The sequence below is a fragment of the Providencia sp. PROV061 genome (assembly GCF_011045655.1).
GTDB lineage: Bacteria > Pseudomonadota > Gammaproteobacteria > Enterobacterales > Enterobacteriaceae > Providencia > Providencia hangzhouensis.
Genome location: NZ_CP042861.1, coordinates 379,398 through 398,282 on the forward strand (window position 1 = coordinate 379,398; position 18,885 = coordinate 398,282).

The 18,885-nt window shown below is 44.5% G+C and carries 15 protein-coding genes; 14 read left to right on the forward strand and 1 reads right to left on the reverse strand.

What is annotated here, in order from left to right:
- Positions 1-3 precede the first annotated feature (3 nt).
- The 5 genes from tusB (at position 4) to tuf (ending at position 4,845) form a co-directional block, all read left to right on the forward strand.
- Positions 4-291, forward strand: a complete 288-nt coding sequence (gene tusB / locus FVA72_RS01765; RefSeq protein ID WP_036958589.1) for a sulfurtransferase complex subunit TusB — start codon at positions 4-6, stop codon at positions 289-291.
- Between the two features lie 136 nt (positions 292-427).
- Positions 428-802 (forward strand): 30S ribosomal protein S12, encoded by a 375-nt coding sequence (rpsL, locus tag FVA72_RS01770; RefSeq protein ID WP_004265905.1) that lies wholly within the window; start codon positions 428-430, stop codon positions 800-802.
- A 97-nt stretch (positions 803-899) separates the two neighbouring features.
- On the forward strand, positions 900-1,370 hold the full coding sequence (gene rpsG, locus FVA72_RS01775) for a 30S ribosomal protein S7 (protein WP_004262486.1): 471 nt from the start codon (positions 900-902) through the stop codon (positions 1,368-1,370).
- Positions 1,371-1,456: 86 nt separating this feature from the next.
- Entirely contained in the window at positions 1,457-3,583 is a 2,127-nt protein-coding gene (gene fusA, locus FVA72_RS01780) for an elongation factor G (RefSeq protein ID WP_004262483.1), read from the forward strand.
- Positions 3,584-3,660: 77 nt separating this feature from the next.
- Positions 3,661-4,845 (forward strand): elongation factor Tu, encoded by a 1,185-nt coding sequence (tuf, locus tag FVA72_RS01785; RefSeq protein WP_004264373.1) that lies wholly within the window; start codon positions 3,661-3,663, stop codon positions 4,843-4,845.
- Positions 4,846-4,939: 94 nt separating this feature from the next.
- Here the strand turns inward: tuf and FVA72_RS01790 are convergent, their stop codons facing one another.
- Positions 4,940-5,140 (reverse strand): hypothetical protein, encoded by a 201-nt coding sequence (locus FVA72_RS01790; RefSeq protein WP_036958857.1) that lies wholly within the window; start codon positions 5,138-5,140, stop codon positions 4,940-4,942.
- A gap of 325 nt (positions 5,141-5,465) precedes the next feature.
- On the opposite strand from FVA72_RS01790, the gene secE reads away from it, so the two are divergent.
- The 9 genes from secE to FVA72_RS01835 all read left to right on the forward strand — a co-directional run bounded on the left by secE (position 5,466) and on the right by FVA72_RS01835 (position 18,823).
- Positions 5,466-5,852: a preprotein translocase subunit SecE gene (secE, locus tag FVA72_RS01795; protein WP_004264377.1), complete on the forward strand. Its 387-nt coding sequence runs from the start codon at positions 5,466-5,468 to the stop codon at positions 5,850-5,852.
- A complete protein-coding gene (nusG, locus tag FVA72_RS01800) occupies positions 5,853-6,398 on the forward strand; it encodes a transcription termination/antitermination protein NusG (protein ID WP_004264378.1) in 546 nt (181 codons plus the stop codon).
- Between the two features lie 158 nt (positions 6,399-6,556).
- Positions 6,557-6,985 carry a 50S ribosomal protein L11 gene (gene rplK, locus FVA72_RS01805; RefSeq protein ID WP_004264379.1) on the forward strand — a complete coding sequence of 143 codons (429 nt, stop codon included), beginning with the start codon at positions 6,557-6,559 and terminating at the stop codon, positions 6,983-6,985.
- 4 nt (positions 6,986-6,989) lie between these two features.
- Positions 6,990-7,691, forward strand: a complete 702-nt coding sequence (gene rplA, locus FVA72_RS01810; protein WP_004264380.1) for a 50S ribosomal protein L1 — start codon at positions 6,990-6,992, stop codon at positions 7,689-7,691.
- 334 nt (positions 7,692-8,025) lie between these two features.
- On the forward strand, positions 8,026-8,523 hold the full coding sequence (gene rplJ, locus FVA72_RS01815) for a 50S ribosomal protein L10 (RefSeq protein WP_004264381.1): 498 nt from the start codon (positions 8,026-8,028) through the stop codon (positions 8,521-8,523).
- Between the two features lie 60 nt (positions 8,524-8,583).
- Positions 8,584-8,949 (forward strand): 50S ribosomal protein L7/L12, encoded by a 366-nt coding sequence (rplL, locus tag FVA72_RS01820; RefSeq protein WP_004264384.1) that lies wholly within the window; start codon positions 8,584-8,586, stop codon positions 8,947-8,949.
- Between the two features lie 359 nt (positions 8,950-9,308).
- Entirely contained in the window at positions 9,309-13,337 is a 4,029-nt protein-coding gene (gene rpoB, locus FVA72_RS01825) for a DNA-directed RNA polymerase subunit beta (protein WP_004264386.1), read from the forward strand.
- Positions 13,338-13,445: 108 nt separating this feature from the next.
- Positions 13,446-17,669: a DNA-directed RNA polymerase subunit beta' gene (rpoC, locus tag FVA72_RS01830; protein ID WP_004264390.1), complete on the forward strand. Its 4,224-nt coding sequence runs from the start codon at positions 13,446-13,448 to the stop codon at positions 17,667-17,669.
- Between the two features lie 203 nt (positions 17,670-17,872).
- Complete coding sequence (locus tag FVA72_RS01835; protein WP_110592657.1) at positions 17,873-18,823, forward strand: VWA domain-containing protein; 951 nt, start codon at positions 17,873-17,875, stop codon at positions 18,821-18,823.
- Positions 18,824-18,885 lie beyond the last annotated feature (62 nt).

Genomic DNA, 18,885 nt, shown 5'->3' on the forward strand with positions numbered 1-18,885 from the left:
TCTATGCTGTATACATTAGCAACATCTCCGTTTAAATGTGATTTTTCTACAATGGTAGGCTTTATTACGGCTGAAGATGTCGTTTTACTGATGCAAGATGGCGTGGTTGCGGCAGTCGCACAGTCGCCTTATCTTGTTGCACTACAAAAAACAGGGGCGCAGTTGTACGCTTTGGATGTAGACATCAATGCTCGTGGGTTGCAAAATACCCTATCAACCGCAGTTTCTGTAATCACATATCAAGGTTTTGTGAAGCTAACAGAAGTCCAAAAACAACATTTTGCCATATAAAGGCACTAAAAGTTGTATATTTCTTGACACCTGAGCCAGTCAGCAATAAAATTTCGCGTCCTCGTGTATCGTCATGTTGGCGAACGGGGTCAAAATCCGTGTTTACGAAGCAATAAAACCAGGAGCTTTTTTAATAATGGCAACTATTAATCAGCTGGTACGCAAATCTCGTAGCTCGAAAGTTGTTAAAAGCAACGTTCCAGCACTGGAAGCTTGCCCGCAAAAACGTGGCGTATGTACTCGTGTATATACTACCACTCCTAAGAAACCAAACTCAGCATTACGTAAAGTATGCCGTGTTCGTTTAACTAACGGTTTCGAAGTTTCTTCCTACATCGGTGGTGAAGGCCACAACTTGCAGGAGCACTCCGTTATCCTTATCCGTGGTGGTCGTGTTAAAGACTTACCAGGTGTGCGTTATCACACCGTTCGCGGCGCACTGGACTGTTCTGGTGTTAAAGACCGTAAGCAAGCTCGTTCTAAATACGGCGCGAAAAAACCTAAGGCTTAATGGATTTCCGTTAAGTAAGGCCAAACATTTTAATCTTAATGTCAAAATACTCTCGTAGAGTTTTGGACAAACCTGAATTAACAACGGAGTCATATCCATGCCACGTCGTCGCGTAATAGGTCAACGTAAAATTCTTCCAGATCCTAAGTTCGGATCAGAATTACTGGCCAAATTTGTAAATATCCTGATGGTAGACGGGAAAAAATCTACTGCTGAAGCAATCGTATATAACGCACTTGAAACCCTTGCTCAGCGTTCTGGTAAAACTGAACTTGATGCATTCGAATTAGCACTAGATAACGTGCGTCCGACTGTGGAAGTTAAATCCCGCCGTGTTGGTGGTTCAACTTACCAAGTTCCAGTTGAAGTTCGCCCGGTTCGTCGTAATGCCCTGGCAATGCGTTGGATCGTTGATGCTGCTCGTAAACGCGGTGATAAATCTATGGCGCTTCGCCTGGCAAATGAATTATCAGACGCTGCTGAGAACAAAGGTTCCGCTGTTAAGAAACGTGAAGACGTTCACCGTATGGCAGAAGCTAACAAGGCGTTCGCACACTACCGTTGGTAAGTTCTTACCCACATTAGTGATGTATCTCAGGGTAGCCATTTGCTACCCTTTATATGAAGCATTGAACGCCCACGAGAGAGGAAAAAATGGCCCGTCAAACGCCCATAGCACGTTATCGTAATATCGGTATCAGTGCACACATCGACGCCGGTAAAACCACAACTTCTGAACGTATTCTGTTCTATACTGGTGTAAACCATAAAATTGGTGAAACTCACGAAGGTTCTGCAACAATGGACTGGATGGAGCAGGAGCAAGAGCGTGGTATTACTATCACATCTGCTGCGACTACTGCATTCTGGTCTGGTATGGCAAAACAGTATGAGCCACACCGTATCAACATCATCGACACCCCGGGACACGTTGACTTCACTATCGAAGTAGAACGTTCTATGCGTGTTCTTGATGGCGCAGTAATGGTTTACTGTGCAGTTGGTGGTGTTCAGCCACAGTCTGAAACTGTATGGCGTCAGGCTAACAAATATAAAGTTCCACGTATCGCGTTCGTTAACAAAATGGACCGTATGGGTGCGAACTTCTTACGTGTTGTTGAGCAATTAAAATCACGTTTAGCTGCTAACGCAGTTCCACTGCAATTACCAGTCGGCGCAGAAGAGTCGTTCACTGGTGTTGTTGACTTGCTGAAAATGAAAGCAATCAAGTGGAGTGATGAAGACCAGGGCGTTACCTTCGAATACGAAGATATCCCTGCGAACATGCAAGAAGCTGCTGAAGAGTGGCACAACAACCTGATCGAAACCGCAGCAGAAGCATCAGAAGAACTGATGGAAAAATATCTGGGCGGTGAAGAACTGACTGAAGCAGAAATTAAAGCTGCATTACGTCAACGTGTTCTTGCAAGCGAAATTATCCTGGTTACCTGTGGTTCTGCATTTAAGAACAAAGGTGTTCAGGCGATGCTGGATGCAGTTGTTGATTACTTACCTGCGCCAACAGATGTACCTGCAATTAATGGTATTCTGGACGATGGTAAAGACACTCCTGCAGAGCGTCACGCAAGTGATGATGAGCCATTCTCATCATTAGCATTTAAAATTGCAACCGACCCATTCGTTGGTAACTTGACGTTCTTCCGTGTTTACTCTGGTGTTGTTAACTCAGGTGACACAGTACTGAACGCAGTTAAAGCGAAGAAAGAGCGTTTTGGCCGTATCGTACAGATGCACGCTAACAAACGTGAAGAGATTAAAGAAGTTCGCGCTGGTGACATCGCGGCTGCTATCGGTCTGAAAGACGTAACTACAGGTGATACTTTATGTGCAGTTGATGCACCAATCATCCTGGAGCGTATGGAATTCCCAGAGCCAGTAATCTCTGTTGCAATCGAACCGAAAACTAAAGCTGACCAAGAAAAAATGGGTATCGCATTAGGCCGTTTGGCTCAAGAAGACCCATCTTTCCGCGTATCAAGTGATGAAGAGACTAATCAGACTATCATCGCTGGTATGGGTGAGCTGCACTTAGACGTTCTGGTTGACCGTATGCGTCGTGAATTTAAAGTTGAAGCGAACGTTGGTAAACCTCAAGTTGCTTACCGTGAAGCAATCACTATGAAAGTGACTGATATCGAAGGTAAACACGCGAAACAGTCTGGTGGTCGTGGTCAGTACGGTCATGTTGTTATCGATATGTTCCCTCTGGACAAAAACGATAAAGACGGTGTTCCAATGGATTACGAATTTGCCAACGACATCAAAGGTGGTGTAATTCCTACTGAATACATCCCTGCGGTTGACAAAGGTATCCAAGAACAGCTGAAATCTGGTCCATTAGCTGGTTACCCGGTTGTTAACATGGGTGTTCGTTTACATTTCGGTTCTTACCATGATGTTGACTCCTCTGAATTGGCGTTTAAACTTGCGGCTTCAATCGCGTTTAAAGATGGCTTCAAAAAAGCTAAACCAGTTCTGCTTGAGCCAATCATGAAAGTTGAAGTGGAAACACCAGAAGACTACATGGGTGATGTTATTGGTGACCTGAACCGTCGTCGTGGTATGATTGAAGGTATGGATGACCTGCCTACTGGTAAAGTCGTTCGTGCACAAGTACCATTGTCAGAAATGTTCGGTTATGCTACTGACCTGCGTTCTCAGACACAAGGTCGTGCTTCATACTCTATGGAGTTCCTGAAGTACAATGAAGCACCAAACAACGTTGCACAAGCTGTAATCGAAGCTCGTAACGCTAAATAATCGATTTTTATCGGTTAACTACTTTAATTTAAGTTCCTTCTTTATCGTGAAGAGGGAACTCCATAAGGAATAGAGTCGTGTCTAAAGAAAAATTTGAACGTTCAAAACCGCACGTTAACGTTGGTACTATCGGCCACGTTGACCACGGTAAAACTACTCTGACAGCAGCTATCACTACTGTTCTGGCTAAAACTTACGGCGGTTCTGCTCGCGCATTCGACCAAATCGATAACGCACCAGAAGAAAAAGCGCGTGGTATCACCATCTCTACTTCACACGTAGAATACGATACTCCAACTCGCCACTACGCACACGTAGACTGCCCAGGACACGCCGACTATGTTAAAAACATGATCACTGGTGCTGCTCAGATGGACGGTGCAATTCTGGTTGTTGCTGCGACAGATGGCCCAATGCCACAAACTCGTGAGCACATCCTGTTAGGTCGTCAGGTTGGTGTTCCTTACATCATCGTTTTCCTGAACAAATGTGACATGGTAGACGACGAAGAGCTGTTAGAATTAGTTGAAATGGAAGTTCGTGAACTTCTGTCTCAATACGATTTCCCAGGCGACGACACTCCAGTTGTCCGTGGTTCAGCACTGAAAGCGCTGGAAGGCAACCCAGAGTGGGAAGCGAAAATTGTTGAATTAGCAGGTCACCTGGATACTTACATTCCAGAACCAGAGCGTGCAATTGACAAGCCATTCCTGCTGCCAATCGAAGACGTATTCTCAATCTCAGGTCGTGGTACAGTAGTAACAGGCCGTGTTGAGCGTGGTATCATCAAAGTTGGTGAAGAAGTTGAAATCGTTGGTATTCAAGACACGGTTAAAACAACTTGTACTGGCGTTGAAATGTTCCGTAAACTGTTAGACGAAGGTCGTGCAGGTGAGAACGTTGGTGTTCTGCTGCGTGGTACTAAGCGTGAAGAAATTCAACGTGGTCAAGTACTGGCGAAACCAGGTTCAATCAAGCCACACACTAAATTTGAATCAGAAGTTTATATTCTGAGCAAAGATGAAGGTGGTCGTCATACTCCATTCTTCAAAGGTTACCGTCCACAGTTCTACTTCCGTACAACTGACGTAACAGGTACTATCGAACTGCCAGAAGGCGTAGAGATGGTAATGCCAGGTGATAACATCAACATGATCGTTACCCTGATCCACCCAATCGCGATGGACGACGGTTTACGTTTCGCAATCCGTGAAGGTGGCCGTACTGTAGGTGCGGGTGTTGTTGCAAAAATTATTGCATAATACCGCTCTTTCTGAATAAGAAAGAACCACTTAGTAAAAAAGGGCGTCTAATAGACGTCCTTTTTATACGTTGCAAAATTCAGACGTTGCAAAATTAAGAACCTATCTCATCAATCATTTGTATAATTATTGGTGAGATAGGCTCTGAAACAACGAATTGATAACTGTGCGGGCTACTTTGCGCAGTTATATGAGATTTATTAAGGTTTTGCTCGGAAGATATGGTATATTTTACTGCTGCCACAAAAAGAAAGTCACTTTCTTGATTGGTGTAGTTAAAAAATTTACTGGGCATGCTGAAATTCCTGCAAAATGGAATAGCACTTGTGAAATGGGTAGCACTTGTAAAGTGATAGTACTGACGTACACGTAGTACTTGCGAAATAAAATGTTACTGCAACTTGTTATTTTTGCAGAACGAATAACGCTAATTACCTCCATTAACAAGGCTAATTACTTTTTAGATCGCAGGTGATGCTATTGATATCCCTATCAAATTTTTGCAGGCTTAGTTTGTAGTAATTGAGGGATATGTTGGCATATTCTATTGGTTTGGCTTGGTTGTCTTACCTTTGTAAACAAGCAAGCTTTGTACATACTTCATGGTAACAGGTTGAATTATGAGTGCGAATAGCGAAGCTCAAGGAAGTGGACGCAGTGCAGACATCTTCAAGTGGATCATTGTCTGTGCCTTATTAATAATTGCTATTGTTGGTAATTATTACTTCCGTCAATATAATCTCGCGCTGCGTGCTTTTGCAGTTGTGGCTGTTGTCGCTATTGCAGGTGCTGTCGCTTTATGGACCACAAAAGGTAAAGCAACACTGGCGTTTGCACGCGAAGCTCGCGTCGAGATGAGAAAAGTCATTTGGCCTACTCGCCAGGAAACATTACAAACTACTTTAATTGTTGCTGCAGTAACGGCTGTAATGTCATTAATACTGTGGGGACTAGATGGTATCCTGGTGCGTTTAGTTTCATTTATTACAAGCCTGAGGTTATTCTAAATGTCCGATTCACCTAAAAAGCGCTGGTATGTCATTCAGGCATTCTCTGGTTTTGAAGGTCGCGTAGCACAATCTTTACGTGAACATATCAAATTACATGCTATGGAAGATTCTTTTGGCGAAGTTATGGTTCCAACAGAAGAAGTTGTTGAAATCCGTAGCGGTCAGCGCCGTAAGAGTGAACGTAAATTCTTCCCAGGCTATGTCTTAGTCCAAATGGTCATGAATGATGACTCTTGGCACTTAGTGCGTAGTGTACCGCGTGTAATGGGGTTCATTGGCGGGACGTCAGATCGTCCAGCGCCAATTAGCGATAAAGAAGTTGATGCTATCATGAACCGCTTACAACAAGTTGGTGATAAACCACGTCCGAAAACACTGTTTGAACCGGGTGAAATGGTTCGTGTTAGCGAAGGTCCGTTTGCTGACTTTAACGGTGTGGTTGAAGAAATTGATTATGAAAAGAGCCGCTTGAAAGTGTCTGTTTCTATCTTCGGTCGTGCAACTCCAGTCGAATTGGATTTTGGTCAGGTAGAAAAAGCCTAATCTAAACGACAAAACTGACTTGCAAAAGGCGTGAAATTTGACTACAATTTCGCGCCTTTTGTTTTTATGTTCGGCGCAAATTAATGTGCGGGGCATGTTTAATGTAACGGGGAGCCTTGCAAACCGTAAGGCGCTATCACCCATCTAGAGGAAATATCATGGCTAAGAAAGTTCAAGCCTACGTTAAGCTGCAAGTTGCAGCTGGTATGGCGAACCCAAGTCCACCGGTTGGTCCAGCACTGGGTCAACAAGGTGTTAACATCATGGAATTCTGTAAAGCGTTCAACGCAAAAACAGACAGCCTGGAAAAAGGTTTACCAATTCCTGTTGTTATTACTGTTTACGCAGACCGTTCTTTCACTTTCGTTACCAAAACTCCACCTGCAGCAGTTCTTCTGAAAAAAGCAGCTGGCGTTAAGTCTGGTTCAGGTAAGCCGAACAAAGACAAAGTTGGTAAAGTGACCTCTGCTCAGATTCGCGAAATCGCTGAAACTAAAGCTGCGGACATGACTGGTGCTGATGTTGACGCAATGATGCGTTCAATTGAAGGTACTGCTCGTTCCATGGGCCTGGTAGTGGAGGACTAAGACAATGGCTAAACTGACTAAGCGCATGCGCAATATCCGTGAAAAAGTTGATGCAACTAAACAGTATGACATCAATGAAGCCGTTGCACTGCTGAAAGAATTAGCAACTGCTAAATTCGTAGAAAGCGTTGACGTAGCTATCAACCTGGGCATCGATGCTCGTAAATCTGACCAAAACGTTCGCGGTGCAACTGTACTGCCACACGGTACTGGCCGTTCAGTTCGCGTTGCTGTGTTCGCACAAGGCGCAAACGCTGAAGCTGCTAAAGCTGCAGGTGCTGAACTGGTAGGTATGGAAGATCTGGCTGATAAAATCAAAGCTGGTGAAATGGACTTTGACGTTGTTATTGCTTCTCCAGATGCAATGCGCGTTGTTGGCCAATTAGGTCAAGTTTTAGGCCCACGTGGTCTGATGCCAAACCCGAAAGTTGGTACTGTAACTCCAAACGTTGCTGAAGCAGTTAACAATGCTAAAGCAGGTCAGGTTCGTTACCGTAATGACAAAAACGGAATCATCCACACCACTATTGGTAAAGTTGATTTCGACGCTAACAAACTGAAAGAAAACTTAGAAGCACTGCTGATCGCGCTGAAAAAAGCAAAACCAGCTTCTGCTAAAGGTGTTTTCATCAAGAAAGTTAGCCTGTCCACCACTATGGGTGCAGGTGTTGCTGTTGACCAAGCTGGTCTGTCAGCGACAGTTTAATTGCGATAGCTTCGGCTAATTGGTAATTAGGCTTTACCTTTGCGTCAAATTTGTATAAAATTTGACGCCTTGAGTTTGTTGGGTACACAAAATGTATCCAACAAACCACGAATTTCGGTATGGAGTCTGGCCTTTCCAGACCCCGTCCAAGACCGCAGGTGTGGTTTATTAGTTATAATAGCTACTTAATTTACCTGCGTAGACGGTGACAGAGATACCTAGAATTTAATTCTGGATTCTATTCTGCTCACCGTGTTTTAGCGCTCTTACATAATGTTGTGTTTGAGTGATGTGAGTCCCGGGTTTTCCCGGTTAATCCAGGAGCAAGAAGCTAATGGCACTAAATCTTCAAGACAAACAAGCGATTGTTGCTGAAGTCAGCGAAGTAGCCAAAGGCGCGCTTTCTGCAGTTGTTGCTGATTCACGCGGCGTAACTGTAGCAAAAATGACTGAACTGCGTAAAGCAGGTCGCGAAGCAGGCGTTTATATCCGTGTTGTTCGTAACACACTGATTCGTCGTGCTGTTGAAGGTACTTCTTACGATGTACTGAAAGACGTGTTTGTCGGTCCAACCTTAATTGCTTTCTCTAACGAACACCCGGGCGCTGGCGCTCGTCTGTTCAAAGAGTTCGCGAAAGCGAATCCAGCATTTGAGATTAAAGCTGCGGCCTTTGAAGGTGAGTTAATCCAAGCGAAAGATATCGATCGTCTGGCAACTCTCCCAACTTACGATGAAGCAATCGCACGCCTGATGTCAACCATGAAAGAAGCCGCTGCCGGCAAATTGGTTCGTACTCTGGCTGCTCTGCGCGATCAGAAAGAAGCTGCATAAGCCCTTTCCTTCGTTGCTTTTTAACGTATAAACTATTTCTGAATTTTAGGAACACTTGTTATGTCTATCACTAAAGACCAAATCCTTGATGCAGTTGCAGAAATGTCTGTAATGGACGTTGTTGAACTGATTACTATGATGGAAGAAAAATTCGGCGTTTCTGCTGCTGCAGCTGTTGCTGTTGCTGCGGGCCCAGCTGAAGCTGCTGAAGAAAAAACTGAATTTGACGTTGTACTGTCAGCTGTTGGCGGTAACAAAGTTGCAGTTATCAAAGCAGTTCGTGGCGCAACCGGTCTTGGCCTGAAAGAAGCTAAAGATATGGTAGAGTCTGCTCCAGCGACCATCAAAGAAGGCGCGAGCAAAGACGAAGCTGAAGCTCTGAAAAAATCTCTTGAAGAAGCAGGCGCTTCTGTTGAACTTAAATAAGTTCAATTACAAGAACGCAGCCTAATCTAATTAGGCTGACGGCTGGTGATTTTTTAATCACCAGCCTTTTTGCGCTGTAAAGCGTGATGGGTGTTAACAGCTTTTCACGCAGTTTTAATGTTAACAACAACCCTCCAATACTTCTTTCTATTGACGACTTAATATACTGTGTTCTTCGCTACGACCCGCTCGGGTAGCTCGGTAGCAATGGCAACGCAATGAAATGATTTAAGAGTAATAGCAATGAGTATTAAGGAAAGTATTCATTTTCCGTTTCTTATAAAAAAACGCGTTGCGGTTCAGTCTCTTATACTAAGAGCTAACCACTTGGGTCACTGATCAACGAGCTGAGGAAACCTATGGTTTACTCCTATACCGAGAAAAAACGTATCCGTAAGGACTTTGGTAAGCGTCCACAAGTTTTGGACATACCTTATCTCCTTTCTATCCAACTTGACTCGTTCCAGAAGTTTATCGAGCAAGATCCAGATGGCCAGAATGGGCTGGAAGCAGCTTTCCGTTCTGTGTTTCCAATTCAGAGCTACAGCGGTAATGCTGAATTACAATATGTCAGCTATCGTTTAGGCGAGCCTGTTTTTGATGTTAAAGAATGTCAAATTCGCGGTGTAACTTACTCTGCGCCTTTACGTGTGAAATTGCGTCTCATCGTTTATGAGCGTGAAGCACCGGAAGGAACTGTTAAAGACATCAAAGAACAAGAAGTCTACATGGGTGAAATTCCACTCATGACTGAAAACGGAACTTTCGTTATCAACGGTACTGAGCGTGTTATCGTTTCTCAGTTACACCGTAGTCCTGGTGTATTCTTCGACAGCGATAAAGGTAAAACACACTCTTCAGGTAAAGTGCTATATAACGCACGTATTATCCCTTACCGTGGTTCATGGCTTGATTTCGAATTTGACCCGAAAGATAACCTGTTTGTACGTATTGACCGTCGCCGTAAATTACCTGCGACCATTATTCTGCGTGCAATGGATTACAATACCGAAGAAATCTTAAATCTGTTCTTCGAAAAAACTGTATTCCAAATCCGTGATAATAAACTGATGATGACGCTGGTTCCTGAGCGTTTACGTGGTGAGACAGCTTCATTTGATATCGAAGCGAACGGTAAAGTCTATGTAGAAAAAGGCCGCCGTATCACTGCACGTCACATTCGTCAGTTAGAAAAAGAAGAAGTGAATAGCATCGAAGTTCCTGTTGAATATATCGCAGGTAAAGTCGTTGCTAGAGACTATATTGATGAAAGTACTGGTGAGCTGATTTGTGCAGCGAACATGGAACTTTCTTTAGATATGTTGGCACGTCTGAGCCAGTCTGGTCATAAAACAATCGAAACATTGTTTACCAATGACTTAGACCATGGTGCTTACATTTCTGAAACCGTTCGTGTCGACCCAACTAACGATCGTCTGAGTGCATTGGTAGAAATCTACCGCATGATGCGTCCTGGTGAGCCACCAACCCGTGAAGCCGCTGAAAACCTGTTTGATAACTTATTCTTCTCTGAAGATCGTTACGACTTGTCTGCAGTAGGTCGCATGAAGTTCAACCGTTCACTGAACCGTGAAGAAATCGAAGGTTCAGGTATCCTGAGTGAAGAAGACATCATTGATGTTATGCGTAAACTCATCGATATCCGTAACGGTAAAGGCGAAGTGGATGATATCGACCACTTAGGTAACCGTCGTATTCGTTCCGTTGGTGAAATGGCAGAGAACCAATTCCGTGTCGGTCTGGTTCGTGTTGAGCGTGCAGTGAAAGAGCGTCTTTCTCTGGGCGACCTCGATGCATTAATGCCACAAGATATGATCAACGCGAAACCAATTTCAGCCGCAGTTAAAGAGTTCTTTGGTTCCAGCCAGCTGTCCCAATTTATGGACCAGAACAACCCGCTGTCTGAAATTACGCACAAGCGTCGTATCTCTGCGTTAGGCCCAGGTGGTCTGACTCGTGAGCGTGCGGGCTTCGAAGTACGTGACGTTCACCCAACTCACTACGGTCGCGTTTGTCCAATCGAAACGCCTGAAGGTCCAAACATCGGTCTGATCAACTCATTATCTGTTTATGCACAGACCAATGAGTACGGTTTCTTAGAAACCCCATACCGTTTAGTCCGCGATGGCTTAGTAACAGACGAAATCCATTATTTGTCTGCAATTGAAGAAGGTAACTTCATCATTGCTCAGGCGAATACCGTTTTAGGTGATGATGGTAGCTTTGTTGAAGAACTGATTACTTGCCGTAACAAAGGTGAATCAAGCTTATTCAGCCGTGAACAGGTTGAATATATGGACGTTTCGACTCAACAGGTTGTTTCTGTTGGTGCGTCACTGATCCCATTCCTTGAACACGATGACGCCAACCGTGCATTGATGGGTGCGAACATGCAACGTCAAGCGGTTCCTACTTTACGTGCCGACAAACCATTAGTTGGTACAGGTATGGAACGTGCAGTAGCGGTTGACTCTGGTGTTACTGCTGTTGCAAGACGTGGTGGTTCGGTTCAGTACGTTGATGCTTCTCGTATCGTTATCAAAGTTAACGAAGATGAGATGTACCCAGGCGAAGCTGGAATCGATATTTATAACCTGACTAAATATACCCGTTCTAACCAGAACACCTGTATTAGCCAGATGCCTTGTGTATCTTTAGGTGAACCTGTTGAACGTGGTGACGTGTTAGCGGATGGTCCTTCAACAGACCTCGGCGAATTAGCACTTGGTCAAAACATGCGCGTGGCATTCATGCCATGGAATGGTTATAACTTCGAAGACTCCATCTTAGTTTCTGAGCGTGTTGTTCAAGAAGACCGTTTCACAACTATTCATATTCAAGAGCTCTCTTGTGTGTCTCGTGACACTAAATTAGGGCCTGAAGAAATCACTGCAGATATTCCAAACGTCGGTGAAGCTGCTCTGTCTAAACTTGACGAATCCGGTATCGTGTATATTGGTGCGGAAGTGAAAGGCGGCGACATTCTGGTTGGTAAAGTAACACCTAAAGGTGAAACTCAACTGACTCCAGAAGAGAAACTGTTACGTGCTATCTTCGGTGAAAAAGCATCAGACGTTAAAGACTCTTCTTTACGTGTTCCTAACGGTGTATCTGGTACGGTTATTGACGTACAAGTATTTACCCGTGACGGTGTAGAGAAAGACAAACGTGCATTAGAGATCGAAGAAACTCAGTTACGTGATGCGAAGAAAGACTTAACAGAAGAGCTGCGTATTTTCGAAGCTGGCCTGTTTGCACGTATCCGTTCTGTACTGGTTAACGGCGGAATTGAAGCTGAAAAACTGGACAAACTGCCTCGCGACCGTTGGTTAGAGTTATCTTTAGCAGACGAAGAGAAGCAAAACCAGTTAGAGCAATTAGCTGAACAGTATGACGAACTGAAATCTGAGTTCGAGAAAAAACTCGATGCAAAACGTCGTAAAATTACTCAAGGTGATGACTTAGCACCGGGTGTACTGAAAATTGTTAAGGTTTATCTGGCTGTTAAACGTCAGATCCAACCGGGTGATAAAATGGCGGGTCGCCATGGTAACAAAGGTGTTATCTCAAAAATCAACCCAGTTGAAGACATGCCTTACGATGAAAACGGTAACCCAGTTGATATCGTTCTGAACCCGCTGGGCGTACCATCACGTATGAACATCGGTCAGATTTTGGAAACCCACTTAGGGATGGCAGCGAAAGGTATTGGTGAGAAAATCAATGCTATGCTTAAACAGCAAGAAGAAGTTGCCAAACTGCGTGAGTTTATCCAAAAAGCATACGATTTAGGTGATGATCCACGCCAGAAAGTTGATTTGAACACTTTCACTGACGAAGAAGTTATGCGTTTGGCTGAGAACCTGAAAAAAGGTATGCCAATTGCAACACCAGTATTTGATGGTGCGAAAGAGAAAGAAATCAAAGAACTGCTGAAACTGGGCGGTCTGCCGACTTCAGGTCAGATTACATTATTCGATGGTCGTACTGGCGAGCGTTTTGAGCGTCAAGTTACTGTCGGCTACATGTACATGCTGAAACTGAACCACTTGGTTGACGATAAGATGCATGCCCGTTCAACAGGTTCTTACAGCTTGGTTACTCAGCAACCGCTGGGTGGTAAAGCGCAGTTCGGTGGTCAGCGTTTCGGGGAGATGGAAGTGTGGGCACTGGAAGCATACGGTGCAGCCTATACTCTTCAAGAAATGCTTACAGTTAAATCGGATGACGTTAACGGCCGTACGAAGATGTATAAAAACATCGTCGATGGTAGCCATCAGATGGAACCTGGTATGCCGGAATCTTTCAACGTATTGCTGAAAGAAATCCGTTCACTGGGTATCAACATCGAGCTGGAAGACGAGTAATTCGTTTTATGCCGGAAAGCTTGCTTTCCGGCACATGTAAGCACTGGGATTTGGGGAGAGTGTCTTTGAATACTCACCTGACAGGTCTAACTCCGACAGGAGCATTTTGTGAAAGACTTAATAAAGTTTCTGAAAGCGCAAACCAAGACCGAAGAGTTTGATGCTATCAAGATTGCTCTGGCATCACCTGATATGATCCGTTCATGGTCATTCGGTGAAGTTAAAAAGCCAGAAACCATTAACTACCGTACGTTCAAACCTGAGCGTGACGGTCTTTTCTGTGCGCGTATTTTCGGGCCAGTAAAAGACTATGAATGTCTGTGCGGTAAGTACAAACGTTTAAAACACCGCGGTGTGATTTGTGAGAAGTGTGGCGTAGAAGTTACACAGACCAAAGTCCGTCGTGAGCGCATGGGTCACATTGAACTTGCATCTCCGACTGCACACATTTGGTTCTTAAAATCACTGCCATCCCGTATCGGTTTGCTGCTCGATATGCCACTGCGTGATATTGAACGCGTTCTGTACTTTGAATCATATGTAGTTGTTGAAGGCGGTATGACTAGCCTTGAGCGTGCACAGATTCTGACAGAAGAGCAATATTTAGATGCGCTGGAAGAGTTCGGTGACGAATTTGATGCGAAAATGGGTGCGGAAGCTATCCAAGGCCTGCTGAAAAACCTCGATCTTGAGAACGAGTGTGAAACGCTGCGCGAAGAGTTAAATGAAACTAACTCTGAAACTAAGCGTAAGAAGCTGACTAAGCGTATCAAACTGCTGGAAGCATTTATTCAATCTGGTAACAAACCAGAGTGGATGATCTTAAACGTATTACCAGTATTACCACCGGATCTGCGTCCATTAGTTCCACTGGATGGTGGTCGTTTCGCAACATCAGATCTGAACGATCTGTATCGTCGCGTAATCAACCGTAATAACCGTCTGAAACGTCTTCTGGATCTGGCTGCGCCAGACATCATCGTACGTAACGAAAAACGTATGCTGCAAGAAGCGGTTGACGCCCTGTTAGATAACGGTCGTCGTGGTCGCGCAATCACTGGTTCTAACAAACGTCCTCTGAAATCTTTGGCTGATATGATCAAAGGTAAACAAGGTCGTTTCCGTCAGAACTTACTTGGTAAGCGTGTTGACTACTCAGGTCGTTCTGTTATCACCGTAGGTCCATACCTGCGCCTGCATCAGTGCGGTCTGCCGAAGAAAATGGCTCTTGAGTTATTCAAACCATTTATCTATGGCAAATTAGAATTACGTGGTCTGGCAACAACCATTAAAGCTGCGAAGAAAATGGTTGAGCGCGAAGAAGCGGTTGTTTGGGATATCTTGGATGAAGTCATCCGTGAACACCCGGTCATGCTGAACCGTGCACCAACACTTCACCGTCTGGGTATCCAAGCTTTCGAACCTATTCTTATCGAAGGTAAAGCTATCCAATTGCACCCACTCGTTTGTGCGGCATATAACGCCGACTTCGATGGAGACCAAATGGCGGTACACGTTCCTCTGACTCTGGAAGCTCAGTTAGAAGCACGTGCGTTGATGATGTCAACCAACAACATCCTGTCACCTGCAAGTGGTGAGCCGATCATCGTTCCTTCTCAGGACGTTGTATTGGGTCTTTACTACATGACACGTGACTGCGTAAACGCGAAAGGCGAGGGCATGGTATTAGCCGGTCCTAAAGAAGCTGAGCGTGTTTACCGTTCAGGTCATGCGTCACTGCATGCCCGCGTTAAAGTCCGTATCACTGAAGAAGTAAAAGATTCGGAAGGTAACATTACAATCAACACTGGTTTAGTTGACACCACTGTTGGTCGTGCAATTTTATGGATGATCGTACCGAAAGGTCTGCCTTATGCTCTGGTAAACCAAGCGTTAGGTAAGAAAGCTATCTCCAAAATGCTGAACACCTGTTACCGTGTTCTGGGCCTGAAGCCTACTGTTATTTTTGCTGACCAAATCATGTATACCGGTTTTGCCTATGCGGCACGTTCTGGTGCATCAGTTGGTATCGACGATATGGTTATTCCAGAGAAAAAAGCTGGGATCATCGCCGAAGCAGAAGCCGAAGTTGCAGAAATTCAGGAACAGTTCCAGTCTGGTCTGGTTACAGCAGGCGAACGTTACAACAAAGTTATCGATATCTGGGCAGCAGCAAACGAACGTGTTGCTAAAGCGATGATGGAAAACTTGTCGACTGAAGCGGTTATTAACCGTGATGGCGTCGAAGAACAACAAGTTTCTTTCAACAGTATCTTTATGATGGCCGACTCCGGTGCTCGTGGTTCTGCAGCTCAGATTCGTCAGCTAGCAGGTATGCGTGGTCTGATGGCTAAGCCAGATGGCTCCATCATCGAAACACCAATCACGGCGAACTTCCGTGAAGGTCTGAACGTTCTCCAGTACTTTATTTCTACGCACGGTGCGCGTAAAGGTCTTGCCGATACCGCATTGAAAACAGCGAACTCCGGTTATCTGACTCGTCGTTTAGTTGACGTTGCACAGGACTTGGTTGTGACTGAAGACGACTGTGGAACTCACGAAGGTATCCTGATGACTCCGGTTATCGAGGGTGGCGACGTTAAAGAACCACTGCGTGAGCGTGTACTGGGTCGTGTGACAGCAGAAGATATCCTGATCCCAGGAACGGCAGACATTCTGGTTCCACGTAATACATTACTGCACGAAAAACTGTGTGACCTGTTAGAAGCTAACTCAGTCGACAGCGTTAAAGTTCGTTCAGTTGTAAGTTGTGAAACTGACTTCGGTGTGTGTGCTCACTGTTATGGTCGTGACCTTGCTCGTGGTCATATCATCAACAAAGGTGAAGCTATCGGTGTTATCGCGGCACAGTCAATCGGTGAGCCGGGTACACAGTTAACGATGCGTACGTTCCACATCGGGGGTGCGGCATCTCGTGCGGCGGCAGAATCTAGCATTCAAGTCCGTAACACAGGTACCCTGAAACTGGTTAACGCGAAATTCGTTACGAACTCAGAAGGCAAACTGGTTATTACTTCACGTAATACAGAACTGCGTCTGATTGATGAATTCGGTCGTACGAAAGAAAGCTATAAAGTCCCTTACGGTGCGCACTTGACGAAAGGCGATGGCGATGCAGTAACGGGCGGTGAAACTGTTGCGAACTGGGATCCACATACAATGCCAGTTGTCAGTGAAGTATCGGGTATTATCAGCTTCTCTGACATGCTTGATGGCCAAACAATGACGCGTCAGACTGACGAATTAACCGGTCTGTCTTCAATCGTTGTTCTGGATACTGCGGAACGTACCAGTGGTGGTAAAGACCTGCGTCCTGCACTACGTGTTATTGACGCAAATGGTAACGATGTTCTTATTCCTAACACGGACATGCCTGCTCAGTACTTCTTACCGGGTAAAGCAATTGTTCAGTTAGATGATGGCATCGCAATCAACGTCGGTGATACCTTAGCGCGTATTCCACAAGAATCTGTGGGTACTAAAGATATCACGGGTGGTCTACCACGCGTAGCTGACTTGTTCGAAGCACGTCGTCCGAAAGAGCCTGCAATCTTGGCTGAAATCAGCGGTATTATCTCGTTTGGTAAAGAAACCAAAGGGAAACGTCGTCTGGTTATCACACCATTAGATGGTAGCGATCCGTACGAAGAGATGATCCCTAAATGGCGTCAACTCAACGTGTTCGAAGGTGAGATCGTTGAACGTGGTGACGTGGTTTCCGATGGTCCAGAATCTCCACATGATATTCTGCGTCTGCGTGGTGTCCATGCTGTTACGCGTTATATCACTAATGAGGTTCAGGAAGTTTACCGCTTACAAGGCGTTAAGATTAACGATAAACACATTGAAGTTATCGTTCGTCAGATGCTGCGTAAAGTGACTATCGCGGATGCAGGAAGTTCTGAATTCCTCGAAGGTGAACAAGTCGAGTACTCACGTGTTAAAGTTTCTAACCGTAAACTGGAACAAGAAGGCAAAATTCCAGCGAACTTTGCTCGTGATCTGTTGGGTATTACTAAGGCATCTCTGGCAACAGAATCCTTTATCTCAGCAGCATCGTTCCAAGAAACGACACGCGTACTGACTGAAGCCGCAGTTGCGGGTAAACGTGACGAATTACGTGGTCTGAAAGAAAACGTAATTGTTGGACGCCTGATCCCAGCAGGTACTGGTTTTGCGTATCACCAAGACCGTATCCGCCGCCGTCATCTGAACGACGTTGTGGATGCACCACAAGTCAGTGCAGACGAAGCAACAGCAAACTTAGCTGAGCTGTTAAATGCAGGTTTTAGCAGTGACAACCAGAACTAATTTCTGATTTCACTGTAAAACGCCTGACAAAAGCCAGTGCCGAAAGGTACTGGCTTTTTTTATGTCTTAGGTTTATCTGAATATGTAACGCGTATTTCTATTTTTAAAATATATCCAGCAGTAAAAAAAATGAATAATAAATTGCTTGGCTAAAAATAAACGGTAATAAAAATTATTTTTAAATTATTTAATAGGAATATGCGATGGATAAAAAAAAGACAAATGAACAGGTTGATGTGAATCAAGCTAATCTCTCGGCTTATCATGGAATATTATCAGACTCATTAGGGGCCATAAATACATCTCAGATAGTGACGGGAAATGGGCAAATTGCATTAGATTTAGTTGTTGTTATTGATACTAGTGGCTCAATGTCTGATGAAGCAGGGGATTTAAGTAAACAGATTGATGCGACGATTGAGGCGGCATCAGCAAAGTGTCCATCTCACCTTCGGGCGACATTTTTAGGTATCGAAGGGACTTGGGCAAATACGAAGTTTGATCAATCTGCCAGTGAATATTTAATTAAGATCGGTGCGAACGAAAGGGATCTACAAGCAAGATTACCGTTTAAAGAATCCGATGGACGAGATCATGCTGGAAATAAAGAAGATTTATGTCGTGCGGTTATTGATATAAGTAAACACTTTGATTGGCGAGATGATGCGCGTAGGGCTATTTTTGTGCTGGGTGATGAAGGGATGGAAGGTGGCGGTGGAATTCTTACTCGTGCTGCGATTGCAAAAAATAATGAAGCCATATCTGTCGCTCAAGAAAGAGGAATTAAGGTGTATACCTACCAAGGTACACCGGATGATAGCCCAACAAATCTAGATCGTTTTCCGACTCTTGCTGATAGAGATAACGTGACGAGGGAGTATGAACGACTAGCCAAAGAAACCGACGGACGTGCGTACATTTACACCACAGGGATTGCAAATTTCTCGTTGGTTTTACAGGAAATATTATGTGATAGCTTAATACCACCAGCCAAACCAGATCGAAGGCTTTCAGAGTGTGATTCTGTCTGTGAAAACTTGCCACTCATTATAAATACTGTGAATACATTGTCTGATATTATAAAAAAGACCATAGATTCTTGCTGCCCTGATCCCAAGCATGATGACCCCTCAGATTGTCAGTGTAAACATTAGAATTGGTTAGCTAGAAAAAGTAAAAGCGGGAATATTTCCCGCTTTAATTATGTGAATGATAA

Excerpts from the sequence above, each read along its gene's own strand:
- tusB (WP_036958589.1), top strand. The coding sequence starts at position 4 with ATGCTGTATACATTAGCAACATCTCCGTTTAAATGTGATTTTTCTACA.
- rpsL (WP_004265905.1), top strand. The coding sequence starts at position 428 with ATGGCAACTATTAATCAGCTGGTACGCAAATCTCGTAGCTCGAAAGTT.
- rpsG (WP_004262486.1), top strand. The coding sequence starts at position 900 with ATGCCACGTCGTCGCGTAATAGGTCAACGTAAAATTCTTCCAGATCCT.
- fusA (WP_004262483.1), top strand. The coding sequence starts at position 1,457 with ATGGCCCGTCAAACGCCCATAGCACGTTATCGTAATATCGGTATCAGT.
- FVA72_RS01790 (WP_036958857.1), bottom strand. The coding sequence starts at position 5,140 with ATGCCCAGTAAATTTTTTAACTACACCAATCAAGAAAGTGACTTTCTT.
- secE (WP_004264377.1), top strand. The coding sequence starts at position 5,466 with ATGAGTGCGAATAGCGAAGCTCAAGGAAGTGGACGCAGTGCAGACATC.
- nusG (WP_004264378.1), top strand. The coding sequence starts at position 5,853 with ATGTCCGATTCACCTAAAAAGCGCTGGTATGTCATTCAGGCATTCTCT.
- rplK (WP_004264379.1), top strand. The coding sequence starts at position 6,557 with ATGGCTAAGAAAGTTCAAGCCTACGTTAAGCTGCAAGTTGCAGCTGGT.
- rplA (WP_004264380.1), top strand. The coding sequence starts at position 6,990 with ATGGCTAAACTGACTAAGCGCATGCGCAATATCCGTGAAAAAGTTGAT.
- rplJ (WP_004264381.1), top strand. The coding sequence starts at position 8,026 with ATGGCACTAAATCTTCAAGACAAACAAGCGATTGTTGCTGAAGTCAGC.
- rplL (WP_004264384.1), top strand. The coding sequence starts at position 8,584 with ATGTCTATCACTAAAGACCAAATCCTTGATGCAGTTGCAGAAATGTCT.
- rpoB (WP_004264386.1), top strand. The coding sequence starts at position 9,309 with ATGGTTTACTCCTATACCGAGAAAAAACGTATCCGTAAGGACTTTGGT.
- FVA72_RS01835 (WP_110592657.1), top strand. The coding sequence starts at position 17,873 with ATGGATAAAAAAAAGACAAATGAACAGGTTGATGTGAATCAAGCTAAT.